The 22,697-nt window shown below is 39.9% G+C and carries 11 protein-coding genes and 3 pseudogenes; 3 read left to right on the top strand and 11 right to left on the bottom strand.

The genetic code is table 11. From position 1 onward, the window contains the following. Positions 1–511: 511 nt before the first annotated feature. The 10 genes and pseudogenes from NI462_RS12225 to NI462_RS12180 all read right to left on the bottom strand — a co-directional run bounded on the left by NI462_RS12225 (position 512) and on the right by NI462_RS12180 (position 13,933). Positions 512–1,452 (bottom strand): annotated as a pseudogene (locus NI462_RS12225) (IS5 family transposase). Positions 1,453–1,618: 166 nt separating this feature from the next. Then, complete coding sequence (locus tag NI462_RS12220; RefSeq protein ID WP_253160801.1) at positions 1,619–4,285, bottom strand: excinuclease ABC subunit UvrA; 2,667 nt, start codon at positions 4,283–4,285, stop codon at positions 1,619–1,621. Positions 4,286–4,325: 40 nt separating this feature from the next. Then, positions 4,326–5,548 (bottom strand): annotated as a pseudogene (locus tag NI462_RS12215) (IS256 family transposase). A 93-nt stretch (positions 5,549–5,641) separates the two neighbouring features. Continuing rightward, entirely contained in the window at positions 5,642–6,619 is a 978-nt protein-coding gene (gene acuI / locus NI462_RS12210; RefSeq protein ID WP_166137089.1) for an acrylyl-CoA reductase (NADPH), read from the bottom strand. Positions 6,620–6,701: 82 nt separating this feature from the next. After that, a complete protein-coding gene (locus NI462_RS12205) occupies positions 6,702–7,346 on the bottom strand; it encodes a TetR/AcrR family transcriptional regulator (RefSeq protein ID WP_253160799.1) in 645 nt (214 codons plus the stop codon). 463 nt (positions 7,347–7,809) lie between these two features. After that, positions 7,810–8,868, bottom strand: coding sequence for a 2,3-butanediol dehydrogenase (locus NI462_RS12200; protein WP_253160797.1), 1,059 nt, complete (start codon positions 8,866–8,868; stop codon positions 7,810–7,812). 118 nt (positions 8,869–8,986) lie between these two features. Beyond that, a complete protein-coding gene (lpdA, locus tag NI462_RS12195; protein WP_034705948.1) occupies positions 8,987–10,387 on the bottom strand; it encodes a dihydrolipoyl dehydrogenase in 1,401 nt (466 codons plus the stop codon). 11 nt (positions 10,388–10,398) lie between these two features. Continuing rightward, on the bottom strand, positions 10,399–11,934 hold the full coding sequence (locus NI462_RS12190; protein ID WP_253160795.1) for a dihydrolipoamide acetyltransferase family protein: 1,536 nt from the start codon (positions 11,932–11,934) through the stop codon (positions 10,399–10,401). Between the two features lies 1 nt (position 11,935). Beyond that, positions 11,936–12,955 carry an alpha-ketoacid dehydrogenase subunit beta gene (locus NI462_RS12185; protein ID WP_004812188.1) on the bottom strand — a complete coding sequence of 340 codons (1,020 nt, stop codon included), beginning with the start codon at positions 12,953–12,955 and terminating at the stop codon, positions 11,936–11,938. A 15-nt stretch (positions 12,956–12,970) separates the two neighbouring features. Beyond that, positions 12,971–13,933 carry a thiamine pyrophosphate-dependent dehydrogenase E1 component subunit alpha gene (locus tag NI462_RS12180; RefSeq protein ID WP_004812189.1) on the bottom strand — a complete coding sequence of 321 codons (963 nt, stop codon included), beginning with the start codon at positions 13,931–13,933 and terminating at the stop codon, positions 12,971–12,973. Positions 13,934–14,275: 342 nt separating this feature from the next. Between NI462_RS12180 and lipA the strand changes: the two genes are divergently transcribed. From lipA to NI462_RS12165, 3 genes are all read left to right on the top strand, one after another. Then, entirely contained in the window at positions 14,276–15,250 is a 975-nt protein-coding gene (gene lipA, locus NI462_RS12175; RefSeq protein ID WP_253160803.1) for a lipoyl synthase, read from the top strand. A 256-nt stretch (positions 15,251–15,506) separates the two neighbouring features. Next, the gene (locus tag NI462_RS12170) at positions 15,507–16,598 is read left to right on the top strand and encodes a sigma-54-dependent transcriptional regulator family protein (RefSeq protein ID WP_253160794.1); all 1,092 of its coding nucleotides are present in this window, start codon (positions 15,507–15,509) and stop codon (positions 16,596–16,598) included. A 617-nt stretch (positions 16,599–17,215) separates the two neighbouring features. Beyond that, entirely contained in the window at positions 17,216–19,027 is a 1,812-nt protein-coding gene (locus NI462_RS12165; protein ID WP_253160792.1) for a monovalent cation:proton antiporter-2 (CPA2) family protein, read from the top strand. 105 nt (positions 19,028–19,132) lie between these two features. Here the strand turns inward: NI462_RS12165 and NI462_RS12160 are convergent. Then, positions 19,133–22,479, bottom strand: a pseudogene (locus NI462_RS12160) (DEAD/DEAH box helicase). Positions 22,480–22,697: the final 218 nt, after the last annotated feature.

The following is a 22,697-nucleotide window of genomic DNA, read 5'->3' as shown; positions in this document are numbered from 1 at the left end:
AATACGATGATCTCTAACGTCTTGCAGAACTGCAAGACGTTGAATTTCTTTATCAGACATAGTGATCAGCATCTATATTTTATATCCAGTCTATGGTGATAAAAACCATCATAAACCAGACATTTTTATTGGTGAGAATATAGACACTTTAAATGGGTTCTAACATTTCAATTTCGTATAATATTGATTATGTTAAATCCGATACACCCAATCATAACTTCATATATCCCTTACACTCACCTAATTTCAATAAGTTAAAGTACTATCCTTTATTTAGATAAATATGATATGTTGAATTAAATTTTAATTCATAAACTTCATCATGTTTGAATTAAAAACAATTCGATTGACAAAAAAAGGTTCAACTAAAAAACAACTAATATTATTGTTTCACCTCAACTCGTACTGTCCCTGTCTATACCCATTGTTGTTCTCAATGAAAGTTTTACGCTTTCAAAGGGCTTTGTTGCACAAAGATTTGAAATGCAAAGTGCCCCTAATTGAGCCAAATTTAAGGCGTAACTTGGGTAAGTGGTCGACCTAATTCCGTAAATCTGTTAAGGACTGCTACACGTGCATGGATCTCATTCACTTGGCTTTGAAAGCTCCTTGCACTCAGTTTATCGCCCAATAATTTAATGCAATGCATCTTGGTTTCTACCAAACTTCGCCGATGATAGCCTGACCATTTTTTCCATAGTGTCCTGCCTAAACGTTTAACTGTTCGAAGTAATTCATTTCGTTCTAGCGAGCTACTCTTTGTATCTTTCCATGGGTTCGCATTTTTTCTAGGTGGAATCACCGCATGCGCTTGCCGATCTGCAATGACCTGACGGCATTGCTTGGTGTCATAAGCTCCATCGGTATAAACAGAGTCAATCCGCTCATCTTGTGGAATCGGATTAAGTAAATCACCAAGCACCTGTGAATCACTGACATTATTGGTTGTAAGCTGAACTGCTCGTATTTGCAGGGTTTTGGCATCTATACCAATATGTAGTTTACGCCATTGGCGACGATATTCAGGTCCATGTTTCTTGCGTTTCCATTCGCCCTCACCTAGAAACTTCATGCCTGTAGAGTCCATGAGTAGATGCAGCCCATCGCTACTTTTTTGGTAGCTGATTGCAATATCAATATGCTTTTGTCTTCTACAAAGCGTACTGTACGAATATCACTGATATTCGGGGCTGCTCAGCCGCAAAGTTTAATCAGACTTTGCATAAAGCCAGTGACCATACGTAAAGACAGACGGAATAAGGATTTAATCATTAAGCAGCATTGGATGGCTGCGTCGGAGTAGGTTTGATTTCGCCCTTGTTTGCCTTTTGATGGCGCATACCATTGCGTAGCAGGATCAAACCAAATGGCAATATTTCCGCGACTCATGAGTGCTCGGTTATATGCGGGCCAATTGGTTGTGCGGTAGATTTTGTGTGTAGGCTTCTTCATTTGAAAATTATATCGCTGAAAAAGCCGTTACAGATAGGTTTGTGCAACAAAGCCCTTAGTTGAAAAAAACTTTTAGATTTCATGCTCACACACCACCTAAAACAAAAAATATCTGATTGATTTTACAGGCTTTTAATTTAAAGTTTTATTCTACCCACTCGCAATATCAACGTTTAGTATCACGACTCACTAACTCATTAACTAAATATGGAGCAGTACGGCTATCTTGATTTTCTGTTATTTGTTTTGGTGTTCCTGCCACAACAATATTCCCACCAGCATTTCCAGCACCTGGTCCCACATCAATCACCCAATCTGCTTGTGCAACGGCACGCATATCATGCTCAATCATAATCACGGTATTACCCGCATCGACTAATCGCTGCAATTGAACTAACAATCGATCTACATCTGATGGATGCAAACCTGTAGTTGGCTCATCAAGTATATACAGTGTATTTCCACGCTGATTGCGTTGCAGCTCGGTCGCCAATTTAATACGTTGCGCTTCTCCACCAGATAGTTCAGTCGCTGGTTGCCCTAAACGTAAATAACCAAGGCCAATTTCCTTTAATAATTGTAGTGAACGAGCAATCGAGACCTCTCCATCAAAAAAATCACGTGCTTCATTGACGGTCATTCCTAATACTTCAGCAATATTACGTCCATTCCAGCGAATTTTCAGAGTGTCATCATTATATCGAGCACCATGACATGTCGGACAAGGGGCATATACACTTGGCATAAACAATAACTCTACACTGACAAAGCCTTCACCTTCACAAGTTTCACATCGCCCTTTAGCCACATTAAACGAAAAACGTCCAGCATCATAATGAGCGTGGCGAGCTTCAGGAGTCCCAGCAAATAACTTTCTAACATGATCAAATAAACCCGTATAAGTTGCCAGATTAGAACGTGGAGTACGGCCAATTGGTTTTTGATCAACCTGTACCAGACGCTGTATAGCCTCCACATCACCAGCCAGAGAACCCTGTGTAACCTCGTTAACCAACATTCCTTCATTTAAAGGATTATTTTCATTATTGTTTTCAGTTTCAGACTCATTGCCTAAATATGAAAGTACTAACTCGGGTAAAGCTTGAGAAACGAGACTAGATTTACCTGAACCTGAAATACCTGTAACTGCTGTAAGTACACCAAGAGGTATACGAGCATCAATATTATGCAGGTTATGTCGGTAAATATTGTTAAGTTCAAGCCAACCAGAGGGTGTACGTCCATAACTTTGAGTAACTGGGATTTTATTAAATAAATAACTTGCAGTACGTGAAGCTGAAATCTCACTTAAACCCTGAGGTACTCCACTATATAAAATATTACCACCTTGCTCTCCTGCATCTGGTCCAACATCCACTAACCATTGAGCACGACGCATGAGCTCTAAATCATGCTCTACAACAAATACGGAGTTTCCAGCGTCTCTTAATTTATCGAGAGAATCATATAATGACTGACTATCTGAAGGATGTAATCCAGCAGACGGTTCATCCAGTACATAAACTACACCAAATAGCATAGAACTTAATTGTGTTGCTAAACGCAAACGTTGTAACTCTCCCGCTGAAAGAGTCGGTGTGGCTCTATCTAATGTTAGATAACCAAGACCTAACTGGCGTAATTGATTTAAACGCCCCACCACACCATTTGCTAAACGCTGGGCAGCAATTTTCTTTTCATCTGAAAGTGCTGACGTACGTCTTACATCTGGAGATACAGAATGCACTGCTCTACCTGTTGTTGCTCGTTCAGATCTATCAAGTTGGGTTACTTTATTATTAGTCTTTTCTCCAGCATCATGAGCGTCGAAATTGCCAAGAACAATGGGCTCAAGCAGGCAAGTTAACTTATCCAAAGAAAGTTGCATAAACTCACCAATATCTACTCCAGCAAAGGTAATAGATAAGGCTTCTGGTTTAAGGCGTTTACCATGACAGGAAGGGCATATTTTTCCTTCCATAAAACGTGAAACACGTTTTTTCATCAACGTACTTTGGGTATTAGCAAAAGTATGAAGGACATAGCGACGAGCACCAGTGAAAGTGCCCATATAGCTGGGTTCTAGTTTACGTTTAAGTGCAGATTGAGTCTCAGCGGGGCTTAAACCAGCATAGACAGGAACTGTTGGGGTTTCTTCAGTAAATAAAATCCAGTCTCTATCCGATTGCGGTAAATCTTTCCATGGTCGATCAACATCATACCCTAGGGTTACTAGGATATCGCGTAAGTTTTGCCCGTGCCAAGCAGGTGGCCATGATGCGATAGCTCTCTCACGAATACTGAGTGTTGGGTCAGGAACCATTGTCGATTCTGTAACTTCATAAATGTGACCTAAACCATGACAGGTAGGACAAGCACCTTGAGGAGTGTTCGGTGAAAAGTCCTCGGCATATAACATTGGCTGATCGGCAGGATATGCACCAGCACGCGAATAAATCATTCGCACGAGACTTGATAAAGTTGTTACACTTCCAACAGAAGAACGGGTATTACTTGCACCACGTTGTTGTTGCAATGCTACTGCTGGTGGTAGACCATCAATAGCATCAACATCTGGTACTCCGGCCTGATCTATTAAGCGTCTTGCATAAGGTGCAACAGATTCGAAATATCTTCTTTGTGCTTCAGCAAAAATAGTTCCAAAAGCAAGTGATGATTTTCCTGAACCCGATACACCTGAGAAAACAACAAGTGCATTTCTTGGGATAGAAACATCTACATCCTTAAGGTTATGCTCACGTGCACCTCGAACTTCAATACAATTATTAGATAAAGTAATGTTATTGTGTTCACCAAAAGAATGTATTCTCATGTTTCTGAGCCTGTAAATTATTTTGTGTAAGTCTCATTTTTTATAAATGATCTTTTAATCGATCATCGAACTGAATCGTAAACCAATTCATTGCTAAACGCCAATTTTGAATTGGCATGGTCCATTTTTTAGCAGCATTTGAAGTTGCTAAATAAATGACCTTTTTCACTGAATCATCAGAAGAGAAGATCTTTCTCTTTTTAGTTGAATGGCGGATCACGCTATTCAATGATTCAATTGCATTTGTTGTGTAAATCGCATGACGTATTTCAGCAGGATAGCTAAAGATCGTTCGGATATTTTCCCAATTTGCCCGCCAGGATTCTCCAATTTTTGGATACTGGTGATGCCATTGATCGCAGAAGATATCTAGGGACTTTAAAGCATTTTCCTCTGTACTTGCCTGATAGATCGCCTTCAATCCTGCTGTTACAGCTTTGTAGTCCTTCCAGCTCACAAATCTCAGGCTATTGCGTACAACATGTACGATACACAGCTGGATATCAGTATGAGGGTAGACAGAGGCTATCGCATCAGGAAAGTCTTTTAGTCCTGAGAAGCGCTGCTTCGCAAGGCAGGCTACAAGAATATCTTGCACTCCTCGATTTTTAAGCTCTGTCATGACTGACAGCCAGAATTTGGAACATTCTGTTTGAGCAAGCCACATGCCAAGAAGTTCTTTTTGAACATCCAGGTTAATGCCTAATGCTAAATAAACTGATTTATTGATTACTGTTGAATGCTGACGAACCTTAACAACAATGCAATCTAAATAGACAACAGGATAAAGACTATCGAGTGTTCTATTTTGCCATTCTGTCACTTGTTCAATGACAGCATCCGTCACCTTACTAATAAGGGAGGCAGATACATCGGCATCGTACATTTCTTTAAAAAAGCAACAATTTCTCTATTTGTCATTCCTTTCGCATATAGCGAAAGAATTTGATCATCCATGCTAGTAATGCGTGTTTGATGCTTCTTAATAATCTGTGGTTCAAAAGAGCCGTCACGATCACAAGAGATATCTAAAGCAAGCTGCCCATCTTGTGTTAGAACTGTTTTGGAGCTAAAACCATTACGTGCATTAGATCCCTTCTTAGGTTGATGCTTTTCATAGCCTAAATGTTCAGAAAGCTCAGTATTCAGAGCGGTTTCGATCATGAACTTTTTAAATATGGCTGTCATTTGGTTTAAATCTTCAGGAGTTTTTAAACCTTTAGCTAATTCAGCTGCCATACTTTTGATTGTAGCTTCATCCATGTGAAGTACCTCTTTTTATTATCCTCAGTAGGATAAATGAAAATTAAGTACTTACACAAAATTTAGAACAGTCCCACAACTCATTTTGTTGAACTATATCTGTACAACAACTCTACCTCGAATTTTTCCATCTAAAATTTCATTTGAAATATTTAAAGCATCTGTTAACTGAATTTCAGTCGTTACTGTTTCTAATTTTGTTTGATCTAATTCTGTAGCCAAACGTTCCCATGCTTCTTTTCTTAATTCGATTGGTGCCATCACGCTATCAATTCCATATAACGTAATCCCTCTCAAAATAAATGGAGCAACTGTCGCTGGAAAATCCATTCCACCTGCCAAACCACACGCAGCAACTGCACCACGATATTTTGTACTAGCACATGCATTCGCTAAAGTATGGCTACCAACAGTATCAATCACGCCAGCCCAAACTTCTTTGTTTAATGGCTTTCCTGGGGAAGATAATTCAATACGATCAATAATTTCACTCGCACCTAGATAGGTTAAATATTCTGACTCTTGAGGTCGACCAGTTGAAGCTGTAATCTCATAACCAAGATGATTTAAAATAATAATGGCAATACTACCTACTCCACCATTTGCACCTGTCACTAGAATTTTTCCATCACTTGGTTTAATACCATGTTTTTGTAAAGCCATGACACACAACATTGCGGTATAACCTGCTGTACCAATAACCATCGTATCTTTAAAAGAAAAAGCAGAAGGTTTTTGTATGAGCCAATCACCAGAAACAGTGACTTGCTCGGCTAGCCCTCCAAAATACTTTTCACCCACTCCCCAACCATTCAGTAGAACTTCATCTCTTTTTTTCCATGCTGGATGTTTTGATTCAATCACAACACCCGAAAAATCGATGCCTGGGGTCAAAGGAAAACTACGCACCACTGGTGAACGCCCAGTAATGGCTAAAGCATCTTTATAATTGAGTGTTGAATATTTGACTTCGACTCTAACCTCTCCTTCTTGTAAAGGCTTTGATGCAATCTCAGTAATTTGTGATGTGTAACCAGCTTCATCTTTAGTAATTACAATACCTTTGTACATAGAACTTCCTCTCTATTTAATTAGACTGCTTGTCTAGAATTAATTAAAAAATAAATACAGACATCTGCATTTATTTTTTTAATTAACTTTTTACGTGATTTTGTTTTTTTACAGCTAAAGTAAACAAGCGATAAAATGCTTCTAAGGGACTTGTTGATTTGACCAAACGTGCTCTTAGAACTGCACCTTCCCACCCAATCCAAAACTGATAAGCAGCTTCATCGCAATCAGCTAGGCTATATTGTGAATTTGACTGATGGAGGCAATCAGAAACTAATTTCTCCCATACCTTAAAGATACTTTCGATTCGGGCAATGATTCCTTGTGGCAAATACGACACTTCTTGTCCTAAATTACCTAAAATACAACCTCGTTTAAAATCATATTTTTGCATTTTTTCACCCGCATCTTTTACAAAATTTTGCAGCTTTTCTAGTGGGGAAAGATCAGTTTGATTTAAAAACTTATTCAATCGCTTCACAAAATAAAGTTCATAAGCATCTAAGACTTCTAAAATAAAAGCCTCTTTATTTACAAAATAATGGTAGAAAGACCCTTTAGGAACTTGGACTGATTTCATAAGATCGTCCAAGCTCATAGCATTCATTCCACGTTCGGTCAGTAACTCGATACCTCGGTGAATTAACACTTCTTTAGTGTCTGCATAGTTACAACCGTGTTTGGTTGGTCGACCACGTGGTCTTTTGGGTGAGGAAGAATAATTCATATAATAAAAATAGACTATGTGACTAGAAATAACAACAATAAGATTATTTGATTGAAAATTTTATCTAAACGTCATCTAGTTCTCTTTTTTCACAGTACTTAGTCATTCATATAAATGCTCTTAAAAATCCTATAAGTTCATGAACTAATTTTTTATAAATTTCTATTATTTTTCTTCAAAATATTGAAATTAATAAATATATTGTAAAAATAATTTATAAACTAGATTTTAGGTAAACATAAGTTAAGTAGACGAATTTCGGTATTAAATTCATTAATATTGATATAAATTAAATTATACATTATGTGTTGTCAATTTCTTCTTAAAAAATAGAGTTTTCCAATCACTATTATGAGAATGAGTTTGTAAATACAGACTCATTTCCTATCGCTATAAATATTAAAAATAGCTACATAGAGTTTATCTCTAGCTTATTCAAATTTGTCTTTGAAATTAGGCGTTACTACGGATGAGCAATAATTTTTACAGCAGACTCATTATTATGAATCAATGTTTCAAAGCCTTTAGAAACAAGATCATCTAATGCAATCCGTTGGGTAATAAAAGGTTCTAGATTAATCTTACCTTGCTCAACCAAACGAATAGTTTCCTGATGGTCATTGACGTAAGCTATCGTGCCACGAATGTCTAGTTCTTTCATCACTACACTATGTACATTAATCGTGGCAGGATGGCTCCAAATAGAAACAATTACAACGACACCAGTTGGTTTCATCGCTGCGACGAGTGTATCCATAACTTTATTCACACTACTACACTCAAAAGCAACATCTACACCGCGGTCTTGAGTAATTTTCATTACTTCATTTACCACATCAACCTGAGATGGATCCAATACATAATCGGCAACACCAGCCTCTATCGCTTTTTCTTTACGTTTTGCACTCAGTTCAGTGATGATAACCGTAAGACCTTTGGCCTTTAAAATGGCTGATAAAAGTAGGCCTATTGGGCCTGCTCCACCAACCAGTGCGATATCACCAGCTTTTGCACCACTTCTGACATAGGCATGATGACCAACAGATAAAGGTTCTATTAATGCTGCTTGGTCTAAGGGAATATCATTTGAAATAGGATGTACCCAACGTCGTTGAACCGCAATTTTTTCAGAAAGACCGCCACCACGTCCGCCTAAACCAATAAAGTTCATATTTTTTGATAAATGATACTTATCATTCGGGCCAGTCGGTACATCGTCAGCAATAATATAGGGTTCAACAACGACATGTTGTCCAGTTTCGATATCATCTACACCCTCACCAACGGCATAAACCACGCCTGAAAACTCATGCCCCATTGTTACAGGTGCAGACTCTCCCGAAATTGGATGTGGATGACCACAAGGTGGAATAAAAATAGGACCTTCCATGAATTCATGTAAGTCTGTACCGCAAATACCACACCATGCAACTTGAATTCCAACGGTGCCTGGAAGTACTTTCGGTTCAGGAATATCTTCAATCCGAATATCCCCTCGGTCATAAAAACGAGCTGCTTTCATTATGTATTCCTTATGTTGATACTAACGTTAAACCATTCCGCCATTTGTCAAAATAAACTGACCTGTAACGTAATTAATGCAACTTTGTTGTTTAAACCTCTAGGCATGTTGCGACTCCTTAAATATGGATTGCACGTTGCATCGCCGACAAGACCGACTCATGCATCGCCTCAGACAAAGTAGGATGAGGGAAAATGACCTGCGCTAAGCTTTCATCTGTAGCTTCTAGGTATTTCGCGATGGCAAAACCTTGAATGTGTTCGGTGACTTCATGTCCAACCATGTGAGCACCCAACAATTCACCCGTTTCCTGACTAAAAATGGTTTTAATAAATCCTGCGCTATCGCCCAAAGCCAATGCTTTACCATTCGCTTGTAAAGGAAACTTACCCACATTGATATTCAAGCCCGTAGCTTTCGCTTTCTGTTCTGTCAAACCAATACTGGCCACTTGTGGATGGGTAAAGATACAGCCCGGAATTTGTGTACGATCTAAAGCATGTACATGACTTAGGCCTGCAATTTTCTCCACACAAAGAATGGCTTCATGACTGGCTTTGTGTGCCAAACACGGTGCACCTGCGACATCACCAATTGCATAAATGCCCACTACATTGGTTTTACACCATGAGTCGACTTTAATAAAACCATTCTCAAATTCAACTCCCAAAGCTTCTAGGCCAAGATTTTCAGCATTCGGTTTCACGCCAATAGCTGAAAGCACCTTTTCAACAGTAATGATTTGCACACCTGTGGCAGTTTCAATATGACAATGTACTTGAGCCTGATCAGTTTCTATTTTTTTTACAGTCGCTTCGGTTAAAACCTGCATACCCTGCTGTTCAAATTGCTTTTGTACATACTTCGCAACTTCAATGTCTTCGCTAGGGAGAATCTGCTTTGCAATATCAACCAAGGTAACTTGGCAGCCTAAGTCTTGGTATAGGCTTGCAAACTCACTGCCTATAGCCCCCGAACCAATGACCAGTAAAGATTTTGGTAATTGTTCCGGAACTAAAGCCTCTTTATAACTCCAGACCTGATGGCCATCTACAGGAATATGAGGCAAATTGGCCGCACGTGCACCTGTTGCGACAATAATATGCGGTGCAGAAATCTGCTGTTTTTGACCATTCGCATCTGTAAGCTCTAATTGCTCTTTGGCAATAAACTGGGCTGCCGCGTTAAAAACAGTGATTTGATTTTTTTTCAATAATTGACCGATACCTTGCACGAGTTGCTCAGAAACCTGTCTGCTATGATGGACCAGTTTTTGAATGTCAAAATCAATCGCGTTAAGAGTAAAGCCAAACTGCCCTGCATGTTTGAACTGCTGTGCAAGCGCAGCCCCGCTCAATAATGCCTTGGTTGGAATGCATCCCCAATTAAGACACACTCCGCCTAAGTGTTGTTTTTCAACGATTGCAGTTTTTAATCCCAGTTGCGCTGCGCGAATCGCAGCGACATATCCTCCAGGACCAGCACCAATAACCACAAGATCAAATTGTGTATCTGACATGACTATTCCTCCTACACCAAAATTAATGCAGGATTTTCGACAAACTGCTTAAATGCCGATAAGAATTGAGCACCCAACGCACCATCAATGACACGATGATCACAAGACAATGTTGCGGTCACCATTTCACGAACAACAATCTCATCATTTTCAACGACAGCACGTTTCTCTGCTGCACCTAAGGTTAGAATTGCACCTTGAGGCGGGTTAATAATGGCATCAAACTGTTGAATACCAAGCATGCCCAAATTGGAAATACTGAAACTGCCCCCTTGAAACTCATCAGGTGCCAATTTTCCAGTTTTGGCACGTGTCGCCAGATCACGCATATTATTGGAAATTTGCGCCAAAGATTTACGGTTCGCTGCTTTAATAATTGGCGTGATCAGTCCATTTTCGATGGCTACAGCAACCGAAATATCAGCCTGTTCAAACTGTAAAATCTGCTGATTCTCTTCATCAAACTGAACATTAACTTGTGGAACTTTAATCAGTGCAGCAGCAGCAGCTTTAATCAGCATATCGTTAATGGACAGTTTGACTTGCGGTACAGTACTGTTAATTTGCTGACGCAAAGCCTGAACCGACTCAACATTTAAGTCTATCGTTAAGCGAAAATGTGGTGCATTGCGTTTTGCCGCTTGTAGCCGTGCAGCGATTGCTTTACGCATACCATTCATAGCTACGGTGGTGAATTTTGCTGACTCTGTTGGATGCGCATACTCAGTATGTTGAGCTTGTACAGGGTTTTCACGTTGATATACAGCTTCAACATCTTCCTTACAGACTCGTCCACGTGAACCCGATGCACGACAATCATGCAAATTAATGCCCCATTGTTTTGCCAAACGGCGAGCAACAGGTGTTGCTAGAACATCACTATCATCTGCTTTAGATTTCGCGGCTTTCGTGCTAGCTTGATGACGTACATCTGGCCAAGAACCACCAGCAGCTTGAACTGCGGCCTGAATATCTTGAACACTGATACGGCCTTCACGTCCAGAACCTGTAATCTGAGCCAAGTTTACATTATGCTTTTCAGCCAATTTCAAGGCATGTGGCGTTGCAAAAATATCATCGCTTTGTTGGTAGCCTTGTAACTCATCAGGAATAGAATATCCGCCCTGAGTCACCGCTTTTGATCCATTACCAACACTGTTCTGTTTAGGAGCAGCTTGTACTTTGGTTTCAACTTGAGCCACATCGACTTTTTCAGGAACCGCTGCTACCGCTTTATTTTCAGTTACAGCAGGTGTTCCACCTAAAGACTGTGCAAATGCTTCAACTTCTGCATCGGAAACTTGAGCGTCTGCACAAATTGCAATGATTCCACCTACGACCAGTGTGTCACCATCGTTAGCAATAATTTTTCGTAGCAGGCCATCAAAAGGTGCCTCCAATACATTGACGATTTTTGTGGTTTCAATTTCACAAATTTCCTGTCCTTTACTAAATTGGGTACCTTCCTGAATCAGCCATTGGGCAATCGTACCCTCTTCCATGGACAAACCCCATTTTGGGATTTCTAAAGTTTTAAGTTCGCTCATCCTAAGCCTCCAACGTCTTGCGTACAGCCTGTTCGATGCGTTCTACACTTGGTAGCCATTCTTTTTCTAATACTGGTGAAAATGGTACGGGTGAGTGTGGTGGAGTGACTAACTCGATTGGTGCTTTAAGATAATGAAAGCCCTTCTGTGCAATGAGGGCAGCCACATCATGTCCGAAACCACAACGCGCTGCTGATTCATCCACAATAACTACGCGACCTGTTGAAGCCACTGACTCTAAAATGCCATCTTCGTCTAATGGAGAAATGGTTCGAGGGTCAACCACTTCAACCGAAATGCCTTCTTTTGCGAGCTTGTCAGCAACTTCATTGGCACGATGCACCATCAGGCTTAAGGCAATAATGGTGATATCAGTACCTTCACGTGTGTAATTTGCGACACCAAAAGGAATAGTGTAGGCCTCATCTGGTACTTCGCCCTTAATGTCGTACAATAACTTGTGTTCACAAAAGACTACTGGGTCATCATCTCGAATGGCTTGAATCAATAACCCTTTCACATCATAGGCGCTCGAAGGCACCACCACTTTTAAGCCAGGTACTGAGGCAAACACGTTATATGGCGACTGAGAATGCTGTGCTGCGGCAGAAAAACCTGCACCGATCATGCCTCGTACAACGAGTGGCGCTTTGGCTTTGCCGCCAAACATGTAGCGAAATTTAGCTGCTTGGTTATACAGCATGTCATAACACACGCCGTAAAAATCCATAAACATTAAATCTGCCACAGGTCTTAAACCCGTTGCAGCAGCACCTGCCGCCATACCAATAATCGCTGATTCTGTAATTGGAGTATCAATGACTCGTTCAGAACCAAATTCAGTCCATAAACCTTTGGTTACACCAAGTACACCGCCAAAACCTTCCAGTTTATTGTCATCGGTATTTTTGCCACCATGCCCACCACGAACATCTTCACCGACCACAATGACACTTGGGTCTCGGTGCATTTCTAATTCAATTGCTTCTTTAATTGCGTTTCGATAACTTTTATTTGGCATTGTTCTACTATTCCTTTAGTAAGAGACGTAAACATCAGTAAGTAACTGAGAGGCTTCTGGGTACTTAGCTGCGCGTGCTTTTGCAACGGCATCGTCTACATTGGCTTTAGACTGAGCGTCAATCGCATCGAGCTTGGCTTCGTCAATTTTATCTTTGACTTTTTCGCGGAATATTTTCAATGGATCTTTATGTTCTTTGACATAATCCAGTTCTTCTTTAGAACGGATAAGCCCTGGATCACCTTCAAAATGTCCATAAAATCGGTTGGTTACCGTTTCAATCACACTCGGACCTTCACCACGGCGGGCACGTTCAATGGCTTTTTGTGCAACTTCATACACAGCAAAAAAGTCTGTTCCATCTACTTTTTCAGCGGGTAAGCCAAAACCTGCTGCTCGGCCTGCAATATCTTTACTGCCTACGGCATAATCATGTGCAGTACCTTCACCAAAACCGTTATTTTCAAAAACAAAAATGACAGGAAGCTTTAACACAACAGCCATATTAATGGCTTCAAAAGTTAAGCCCTGATTTGAACCGCCATCACCGGTAAAAGATAGACCAATCCCACCATTTTTGAGTGTTTTAGCACTTAAAGCTGCCCCAATAGCCAAAGGTGGACCACCGCCCACAATACCGTTTGCACCGAGCATGCCTTTATCTAAGTCCGCAATGTGCATTGAGCCGCCTTTACCACGACACAAACCATCATCTTTGCCAAAAATTTCTAGCATCATGGCGTGAATGTCACAGCCCTTTGCAATACAATGTCCGTGACCACGATGTGTTGAGGTAATGAAGTCCTTATCTGTTAAATTTTCACAGATCCCTACGGCAACAGCTTCCTCACCGCTATAAAGATGGATGAAACCTGGGATATCACCTGTATTGTTTTCATCGTGAAGTCGATCCTCAAATTCACGAATGTCGCGCATTCTTTTGTATGCTGCTAGCAATTGCTCTTCCGTTAATTGCATATATTTATTCCTTATTAACTACGCTTAAAAGAAAATCCTAAATTAAATAACTGGATTTTTAAATCGTATATTTATATAAGAATATTTTTATTTAATTTCATATTAGACTAAAAAAATATAATGCATAAAAACATAAGATAAACATTAAAAACAGTGGTTTATAAAATTAAAAAATTTGTAAATTTTTTAATTTTATTCAGCTATATACAAAAACAAACCTTTAACCAACCTTTGTTTTATATGATAAGTTTTTTGCCCTGTTTTAATATTATTAATGCATTTAAAGCAGCTTATTTAATATCAGGCTCAATATTAATTATTTTAAACGACGGAGTGTTTGAAATGGATTTAAATAACCCAGTATTAACTGGAAAGAAGCTACGTGGCGCTAAAAAAATGGCGCGTATTCCAATTAAAGTTGTTCCAACGAAAACGATACCGAAAAAGCCAGAATGGATCCGGACTAAAATTAGTCGACCTGAGGAAGTCCAAATCATTAAGGATTTATTAAGACAACAAAAACTACATACCGTTTGCGAAGAAGCGGCTTGTCCTAACTTGCCGCAATGTTTCGGTAGTGGAACGGCAACATTCATGATTATGGGAGATATCTGTACTCGACGCTGTCCATTCTGTGATGTCTCGCATGGCCGTCCTAATGCCTTAGATATTAACGAGCCACTGCATTTGGCTGAAACGGTGAAGAATCTAAACTTAAAGTATGTTGTGATTACTTCCGTTGACCGAGATGATTTAAAAGATGGCGGTGCACAGCATTTTGCAGATTGCATTCGAGAAATTCGTCAAACTAGTCCAGACACTTTGATTGAAGTTTTGGTTCCTGATTTTCGTGGTCGCGCAGATATTGCACTTAAAATTCTGAGCAAAAATCCACCTGATGTCTTTAATCACAATATTGAAACCGTGCCACGCCTGTATAAAGCCATGCGACCAGGCGCTGACTATCAGCATTCATTGAATTTACTTAAGAAATTTAAACACTACTGCCCTGATATCCCAACGAAATGTGGTTTGATGGTGGGTTTAGGAGAGATTGAAGCTGAGGTTATTGCGTTATTAAATGATTTGAAAGATTATCAAATTGATTATGTCACAATCGGCCAATACCTACAGCCATCCAAATCACATGCGCCAATTCATCGTTTTGTTACATTGCAAGAGTTTAAACATTATCAAACTCATGGAGAGCACTTAGAGTTTAAGAATATTTGGAGTGCACCATTAGTGCGATCGAGTTATTTTGCTGACCGCCAGTATTATGGTGAGGCTGTACCTGTGCCCTACGTGCGTGAATGACATTTTCATCATTTAAAGGATCCTATTTATCAACATAATGGTTACTTTTATTAACACTTCAGATAGAAATAGTCATTTCCAGTCCATAACAACACTTTTAAAGTAGCTAAAAGGCTGGTAAAACCCAAAAAAGGTTATTTAACGAATCCAAGAAAAAATGATTTGGTACACGTAAGAAAAGATTGAATGAGTATAGATCTGGAAATTGATTTCTGAAGTTTAAAGATATTACAGTCTAATCATAAAGGAATATGATATGAACCTGTTCAATACAGCACTAGCAAAAAAGCTGCAAACAACACATTTAATTAATCAGCACATTGTTCAGGCTGCACCCGTTTTGGCTTTGCCTCAAGAAGATCAGACTTCCCTATTCCGCCGCTCTATTCAGCATAATTATGCCGATTTATTAAGAATTGCTGATGATTCCGATATGGCAATTGGTCTTACAGATCACCATGGTACTCTGTTATGGACCTGGAGTAGTTCCGCGATGCTTTCTTCTGCTGAACAGGTACATTTTATTGAAGGTGGCCATTGGTCAACGCAGGCGGTTGGGACCAATGCGATTGGTATGACATTAAATAGTCAAACATCAAGTTGTGTATATTCTCATGAAAACCAAATGGACAGCGTTCGTGATTGGGTCTGTTATGCAGCACCTATCTGGGATCCCACTTCAGGTCAATTTCATGGCATTATCAATCTTTCCACAAAATATAAAAAACATACCCCTCTAGGCATTCTTGCTGTGGAACGCTGTGCAGACTTAATACAGCGAGCAATAAAATTTGAACAGAAAAATTTTTTATACATTAAAGCGCTAGGTTCGCCCTGGGTTCAATTTAATGGGCATACTTTGAACTTGACTCACCGTCAAATTGAAATACTTTGCATTTTAGCTTTGTATCCGTATGGCATTGGTTTAGAAGATTTACACTATGCCCTTTATGGTGAGCGTAATGTCAGCCTAAAAACCTTAAAGGCTGAGCTTTCACAACTTCGTAGCCTATTACCTCATTCAATTGAGGCTCGCATTTATAGGCTTACCTGTGAAGTCCAATGTGATTTTTTACGTGCTGAACAATCATTAAATGCAAATCTTATTTCGAGTACATTCTCGCTATATAAAGGTAGCTTTTTATCTAAATCAGAAAGCCCTTTACTCAGTACTTGGAGACATTGTTTTGATGCCCGTTTAAGCCAGTTGATTTATCAAATAAAGGATACCGATCAATTATTACGGATTATTGGGCAAACACATGATCGTATTGATGCGGTACAGCGTTTATTAGAATTATTACCACAGGACAGCAACTACCGTAATTATTTTTCAAATCTGATTTAAATTTGATTTGTTGCTTCAACTCTAAAGTTTTATTGTGTAGCAGATAGAAATTGCTCATCTGAAGGTCTTTATCATGTTTGAATTGGCGAGTTTGAAATAATGGCTCACTGAAAGCCTTGACTGACCACCATCGACAATAATGATATTAAAATGTGATTTTAAGCATCTTGATTTAAATTTGCGTAATAGGTTCAGGAATTTAGTACAATAAAAAATCCAGAATGATTTGAATAATATTTTGAAAATATTAGAAATTATTTATAAATAAAATTATGAAGTGAGCTTTAGGTGAACATAAATTAAATATAAGGTTTTTAGTAAAAATCTGGTTATTTTTATAAACGCAGATTCAAATTACAGGTGTGAGAGGCTTTGTTGCATAAATATGTAAGCATCTGATTTAAATAAATTTAATTTTGGATCAAAAAATAATCAAAACTTTTAAAATCATATAGTTATGAAATCTTTGTGCAACAAAGCCAAAAGCAATTACACAAAATTATTTACAGGCTCTGCAGTTGCATTAGCTTGAAGCCTGTATATATATTCGGCTACCTTTATCGGGTAAATTCTATACTTGAAATGTCAACAGACCCCATACAAAATCTGAGAAATATATGAGTGCAGAAGCCACATCTATCAGCCTTCTATCCCCTGTCATATTGCTCACGGCTGCAGTGATCGCAGTCCCCTTGATCAAGCGCCTAGGATTAAGCTCGGTATTGGGATATTTAATTGCAGGATTAATTATTGGTCCATTTGGACTGGCATTTTTCTACGATTCTGCGTCTATTCTGCATATCGCTGAGCTTGGTATTGTGATGTATCTGTTTGTGATTGGACTAGAAATGCGTCCATTGTATTTATGGAGTTTAAGAAAAGAAATTTTTGGATTAGGTACATTACAAATTAGTGCCTGTTCATTGGGGCTAACGGCTGTAGGCTTGGTCTATGGCTATTCTTGGCAAGTGAGTTTTGTGTGTGCTGCAGGCTTTGTACTCACCTCAACTGCAATTGTAATGCAACTTTTGGGAGATCGTGGAGACATTGCTCAACCAAGAGGACAAAAAATTGTCTCGATCTTGCTGTTTGAAGACTTGTTGATTGTCCCATTATTGGCAATTGTCGCTTTTATCGCACCGAATCATGTTGTTGAAAGTACTTCTACGCGTTTGCAGAGCATCGGAATTGGTTTAATTTCAATTGCAGGTTTAATCGCTGCAGGCTATTGGTTGCTTAATCCTTTATTTCGCTTATTAGCTGCAGCCAAAGCCCGTGAAGTCATGACTGCAGCAGCACTCTTGGTGGTGCTCGGCGCAGCATTACTGATGCAAGTCACTGGCTTATCGATGGCAATGGGGGCATTCCTTGCAGGGGTATTACTCTCTGAATCCACTTTTCGCCATCAGATTGAAGCAGATATTGAACCGTTTCGTGGCATATTGCTCGGATTATTTTTTCTAGGTGTAGGCATGTCACTAGACCTTAACGTCGTAAAAAATAACTGGGTGTTAATCTTAAGTGCTGTACTTCTGCTGATGTTTGTCAAAGCATCCATGATTTACCTGATTGCACGCATGACCAAAAGTTCACACTCCGAAGCACTCGATCGCGCATTACTGATGGCTCAAGGGGGTGAGTTTGCTTTTGTACTCTTTACTGCCGCCATGAGTGCTCAAGTCATTAGTGCTGTTGAACGCTCAAACCTGACTGCGATTGTAGTCTTATCGATGATTTTGACCCCGATTATTGGCTTTTTATTTAAACGTTTTACCCAAACTACAGAACAAACTTCTTTAGAAAATATCCGTATTGCCGAAGGACTTTCTGGAAAAGTATTGATGATTGGTTTCGGTCGTTTTGGACAAGTCTCCAGTCAATTACTGCTTGCTCGAGGGATTGATGTGACCATCATTGATAATGATATCGACATGATTCAAAACGCTGAAAGATTTGGATTTAAAATTTACTATGGCGATGGTTCTCGTTTAGATATTTTACATGCCTCGGGAGCAGATACGGCTGAGGCAATTGTTGTTTGCGTAGACCACAAAGAAACGACGAATAAGATTGTAGAGTTGGTGCAACATGAATTTCCTTTAACCAAGTTACTGGTTCGCTCTTATGACCGTGAGCATGCGCTGCATTTAGCAAAACAAAATGTGGATTACATGATTCGAGAAACCTTCGAGTCGGCAATGCTATTTGGCGGTGCGATTTTAGAAGAATTGGGTGTTGACCAGAGTGATGTTGAAGAAATTAGCCAAGAAATCCGAGAACGAGACAAAGAACGTTTTGAAACCGAAGTTGCAGCAGATGATGTCTATGCGGGTATCGGCTTGCAATACACAGGACCGCGTCCGACTGCACCTTTAATTACACCAAAGCACACAGGGCAAATTCTGAATGAAGATGACACTCAGCAATAATTTCACGTATTAAACCCAAATAAAAAAGAGGTCTGTGTAGATCTCTTTTTCGGTAAGCATCCGCTGAACCCCACTTTTCTTATTTTCTCAATATCCCAAACCAAACTAAAATTTCTCAAACAAGTTCATCACGTCATTTTCCGTCAGTTTCGCTTCGCCCTCATGATCGGTACTTAGAATAGACTGTGCCAGTTCTGCTTTATTTTGCTGTAAGGCAAGAATTTTTTCTTCTATGCTTTTATTAGTAATCAGCTTATACACAAATACCGGCTTGTCCTGGCCAATCCGCCATGCACGATCTGAAGCTTGATCTTCAGCAGCAGGGTTCCACCATGGATCATAGTGAATGACCGTATCTGCGGCAGTTAGATTCAGACCGCCCCCTCCTGCTTTCAGACTGATTAAAAATACCGGCACTTGTCCAGACTGAAATGCTGTAATGACTTCATCTCGCTTTTTGGTCTTCCAGTCAGCTTCACATAGCCAATTTCTGCGTCATGGAGCTGTTGTTCAATCAGTTCCAGCATTGAGGTAAACTGAGAGAAAATAAGAATTTTTCGTCCCTCTTCCACCATTGGAACAACCATATCCATCAACTGTTCAAGTTTGGCAGAATGCGCCTGCCCGGTTTTAACTGAATCCAGTTTCAGCAAGCTAGGATGACAACAGACCTGACGCAGCTTCAGCAAGGCATCTAAGATTTGGATTTGACTACGCTTAAAGCCTTTTTCTGCCACAATTTTCTGAATATTTGCCTGCATCGTGGCGCGAACAGCCTCGTATAGCTTGGATTGCTGCTCATTCATGTCAATATTGACTTCAATCGTGGTTTTTTCAGGCAATTCCTTGGCAACGTCAGTTTTCAAGCGACGTAAAATAAAGGGTTTAATGCGGTTTACCAACTTTTGCCTTAACTGCTGATCACCGCGTTTTTCAATAGGATAGCGGTACTTTTTATTAAAGATTTCTTGTGAATATAAAAATCCTGGCATTAGAAAATAAAATAGTGCCCACAGCTCACCCAAATGATTTTCCATAGGTGTACCAGTTAGACATAGACGATGTCGCGCTGTTAATTGCCGTACTACCTGTGCAGCTTTGGCATGCGGATTTTTAATATTCTGCGCTTCATCCAGAATGAGTTGATGATATTCATATTGCTTCAGTTGCTCTTCATCTCTCGCCAAGAGCGGGTAGGTGGTTAACACAATGTCATAGTGTGAAATCTGCTCAAAATACTGATGGCGGTCGGGGCCTTGTAGCAGCAGTACCTTGAGCTCAGGGGTAAATTTTTCCGCTTCTTTGAACCAGTTATGCATCAGCGATGTGGGTGCAACAATTAAGGCGGGTCTGTCCTGCAAATGACCAGCCTGCTTTTCCATGAGTAAGTGGGCTAAAGTTTGTGCTGTTTTACCCAAGCCCATATCATCTGCCAGAATCCCGCCATGCTGGGTTTCCCTTAAAAACTGTAACCAGCCTAGGCCCTGCTGCTGGTATGGACGTAATTCCCCCTGAAAACCTTGTGGTGTCGGCAGTTGTTGCTGATAGCCTTGTTTGAATTTCTGCGCAAATTGCTGCAGGCGATTACTGACCTGCCACACCATCCCCAGATGATGCTGTAATTCTAATAGTTGACTCGCATCATAGCGATCTATGCTACGCTCTTCTTGCTGTAAAATGCTCTGCAGATGCAACAATACCGGCTTAATGTCCTTTGCGGATAAAGCCAAATCTGGTTGATCCGCTGCAGTTTTCAGGGTGAAAATGTGACTGTCATTCAGATGACCAAAAATCCGTGGATCAAGTAAATCAGGCTGTTCTTTCACCAAAGCCACAAGTGCATCGAGTAAATCATAGCTATTGCCTGCACTGTCCTGAACGGTCGCCCCGATATTGAACCAGTCTTGTTGGCTTTCAGATTCAGTGATGGAAATATTTAAATTTTCAACATATTGCAGCTTAAATGGGCTGTGTTCCAGATGCTCTATCTGCCATCCAATCAATTCAATTTGATTGATGGGCATCAGCTGTTTGATCCAGTCTCCATAGAACGCAAAAACCATAGAATCAAGACGTTGTTTATCCAGTTTTAATTGCTGGTAATAATTAAGATCTTTCACCCACTTCAGTGATTCGACCAATAGCTGTAAACGCTGGATTGACTGTTGTTCCTGAACGAAGTCCCGAAGCTGTCGCACCATTTTGCCATGCTGCTCACCAATAAAACTGTCACCTGATGTACCTGCTTTTATTCGTCCGCCTACATAGGAGAATTCAATTTCGGCACAAACAGACTCTTCCCATTTCCAATCAAATTTATCTAAAACACCGAAGCGTAAAATTGGCTGGGGACTTCCCTCAAGGACATCAATATGCTGAATAAACTCGGGCTGAGGCAGATTTTTCACGTCTGAATATTGATGAGTCAGTTTCTCAAACTCTGGCAAGAGCATAGATGGAAGATCAGGCATCTGTAAAAAATGGTACAGAAGATTTGCCGTATATTCACCATATAACTGGCCCACCGTGTTCTGTTGAATATCCACATAACATGGGGGATGGCTCGCGAGAATCTGAATATGTGGATTTGATTTCAAATCGAGTCGAATATCACCATTGACCAATTCAATGTTTAAATGCTCTGTCTGTTTGTTTACACCTTGTTGCCAGATCAGTTCGATGTGATAGCCTTGTTCTGACCATTGAAGTGCAGTATGGCTCTTTTTTTGCCAGTACACATCGCCACTTTGAATAAAAGATTTGAAATGCTCCAATAAAATTCTGGAGATATCAAGATTGCTTTGATAAAAGCGTTCGTCACTGTTTATTTTGGCATAATAATAAATCTGGTTAAATAATTGTCGTTTTTGTTCAGGTAAAGTCAGATGCTTTCTGGTGATATTTTCATATTGGGTATAATAACTTTCCCCCGCAATTGAGCCGTTTTTATTGCGTCTGGCCTTCTGAACGTCAACTGTCAATTTCTTTAAGCTGACCGACTGATCTAGCAGGTAAATTAAATAATTGTTTGTTTTGACAGATTGCTCTGGTTCAGTCTGTTGTAAATACCGTTTAAAATCATTCAACCAGCGCTGCGCCTGATCATCCCCCCGTTGACGTTTTGTGATTCCCTGCGGGGATTGAGAGTCAGCATAACGCTGCTGAAATTCCTGGCGATATTCCTGAAAGAATAACCGCGCTAAAGCAGCAGCATGTTTACAGTTATATCCAACCGGACAAGTGCAGTCGTCATCGATTAAACGGTCTTTTTGAGGATTATAGGTAATTGCGGTATCGTAATAATCTGTTCCTTCAATTTGGGCATACATCGTAACCCCGTCTTTTTCCTCAAAGAACTCAATCGTTTCCCTATCAATGTGTTTAGCATAGCTCAGACTGCGCTGAAGAGTTGCAGTACTAAAGCGAGATAGAAAATTGATCAATGAGGACATAATTACCAGAAACCAAAAATGTTTATACAATTATAACGGGCAAAGCTGTCATTTCAGAACAGTACTGCTCGCCAACGTATCAAAAGGAAATAAATCCATGCTCAAAAACTTAATGTTTACTACAATGGATGGGGTGAATATTGGCTTTGGGGTACATTGGTCTCCTCAACCGCAATCACAGGTCGGCCATTAATCGCCTTTGAATACAGTGCAGAAGC

The organism is Acinetobacter lwoffii (assembly GCF_024129715.1).
GTDB lineage: Bacteria > Pseudomonadota > Gammaproteobacteria > Pseudomonadales > Moraxellaceae > Acinetobacter > Acinetobacter lwoffii_U.
Note: the sequence above shows the minus strand (reverse complement) of the source record. Positions and strands in the feature narration are given on the sequence as shown.